General features: G+C 63.7%; 1 pseudogene. It reads left to right on the forward strand.

What is annotated here, in order from left to right:
• Positions 1–223, forward strand: a pseudogene (locus tag ACU18_RS17705) (DDE-type integrase/transposase/recombinase); the annotation flags it as partial.

Below are 223 nucleotides of genomic sequence, written 5' to 3' on the forward strand. Positions count from 1 at the left end.
CCTGGCCTATGTCGAGGTCCTCCCGGACGAAAAGGGCCCGACCTGCGCAGCGTTTCTGGCCAACGCCGCAGCGTTCATGGCCGCGAACGGGGCACCCGTTCAAGAAGTCATGACCGATAACGCCCTGGCCTACATCCGGTCAACAGCCTTCGCGACCGTCATGAAGGACCTCGGCGCCAAACATCGGCGCACAAAGCCCCGCAGCCCGTGGCAAAACGGCAAA

Origin of the sequence: Arthrobacter sp. ZBG10 (assembly GCF_001238605.1) — a bacterium.
GTDB lineage: Bacteria > Actinomycetota > Actinomycetes > Actinomycetales > Micrococcaceae > Arthrobacter.